The organism is Pseudomonas sp. R62 (genome assembly GCF_000257605.1).
GTDB classification, from domain to species: Bacteria; Pseudomonadota; Gammaproteobacteria; order Pseudomonadales; family Pseudomonadaceae; genus Aquipseudomonas; species Aquipseudomonas atacamensis.
On the sequence record NZ_AHZM01000862.1, the window covers coordinates 1 to 1445 of the forward strand.

At 62.8% G+C, this 1445-nt stretch carries 2 protein-coding genes; one reads left to right on the forward strand and one right to left on the reverse strand.

Annotated features, from left to right (window positions below; genetic code table 11):
* Positions 1-606 (reverse strand): ComEC/Rec2 family competence protein (locus tag OQK_RS00665; RefSeq protein ID WP_157221858.1); only part of this gene is annotated, 606 nt, incomplete at its 3' end.
* A gap of 136 nt (positions 607-742) precedes the next feature.
* On the opposite strand from OQK_RS00665, the gene OQK_RS00670 reads away from it, so the two are divergent.
* On the forward strand, positions 743-1261 hold the full coding sequence (locus tag OQK_RS00670; protein ID WP_016770668.1) for a DUF2062 domain-containing protein: 519 nt from the start codon (positions 743-745) through the stop codon (positions 1259-1261).
* Positions 1262-1445 lie beyond the last annotated feature (184 nt).

Consider the following 1445-nt stretch of genomic DNA (forward strand, 5'->3'; position numbering starts at 1 on the left):
GTCACCAAGCACCAGCGCCGCCAGCGCGCCCTCTCGTCCTTGCGCATCGGCCGCCAGCAGGCGCTGGCGAACGCCGTCGCGCCATGCATACCGGGCCTCAGCCAGGCGCTGGCCATCCTTGATCGTGCCGGTCGCCCCGATCCGTTGCGCCAGCAGCCAGGCCTCGTAATCGAAAGCGTCCGGGTTGAGCAAGCCACCCGGGCGCTTCAATTTCACCGCCAGACGCCAACGCTCACCACTATTCACCGCCGGCCCGGCGTACCAGGCCAGGCGCAGCAGCGATGGCAGCTTTTCGTGGCGTGAACGCGCATCAGCCAGCTCGAAACGCACCACGCCATCGTTGTGTTGCGGCAAGCCGACCACCCGCCCTTCAAGCCAACGGGTTTCGCCGTCAAGACCCGGTGGCAAGCGGTCAGTCAGCGCCCACTGCGCACTGAAACAAGCCCACGTGAAACCAAACAGCAAAAAAGCCAATGGATAGCTGCGAAACGGCAGCAGCATCAGCGCCACCACTGGCAGCACTACCAGCAAGCCGACCGGCGGCAAGGCCGGCAAAAAAACCGGGGCCAGCAGACCGACTGCCAGCGCCATCATCCCTGTGCGCATATGCCCGTCCTTGAGAGTCCCCTCCTTAGGCATAGCGGGTGTGCGGCACCACCGTCGTCAACAATTGTCACAAAGTCTGAATGGGCGGTTCGTAGAATCCAGACATACTTGCCGCCTTAACCGACCGAGAAGCCTTATGCCCCGGCGCTTATTCAAACGTTACATGCCCGACCCGACGAGCATCAGGGAACACAAATCCTTACGCTTTCTCGGCACGTTGCTGCATGACCCGAACCTCTGGCATCTCAACCGCCACTCGGTCGCCCGGGCGATGGCGGTCGGCCTGTTTGCGGCATTCCTGCCGATACCTGCGCAGATGCTGGTGGCGGCGGCATTGGCGGTGATGGTGCGCGGCAATATGCCGATCGCGGTGAGTCTGGTCTGGCTGACCAATCCGATCACCATGCCGGCGGTGTTTTTCTGCACCTACCAGGCCGGGGCGTTCCTGATGGATGTGCCGGCGCGGCATCTGCCGGACGAGCTGACCTGGGAATGGATCAGCGGTGAGCTGTCGACATTGTGGCAGCCGTTTTTGTTGGGCTCGGTGGTTGTCGGTCTGGTGCTCGGCGTTCTCGCGTACTTTCTGGTGATGCTGTACTGGCGCTGGTGGGTAGCGCGGCAATGGCGGCGGCGCAAGAAAAGTCGGCAGAAGTGAATGCAAAACGGCCTCCGCTATGGGAGGCCGTTTTTTGTTGTGTCTGGGCTGGCCCCTTCGCGAGCAGGCTCGCTCCCACAGAGAACATCATTCCAATGTGGGAGCGAGCCTGCTCGCGAAGAAAGCGACGCGGTCGGGATCAGGTACGCATCCCGCGCCCGCTCACCAGCAACCGCGCACAGCC

What these genes read in the sequence shown, in the direction of transcription:
- OQK_RS00670 (WP_016770668.1), top strand. Translation starts at nt 743, where the DNA reads ATGCCCCGGCGCTTATTCAAACGTTACATGCCCGACCCGACGAGCATC.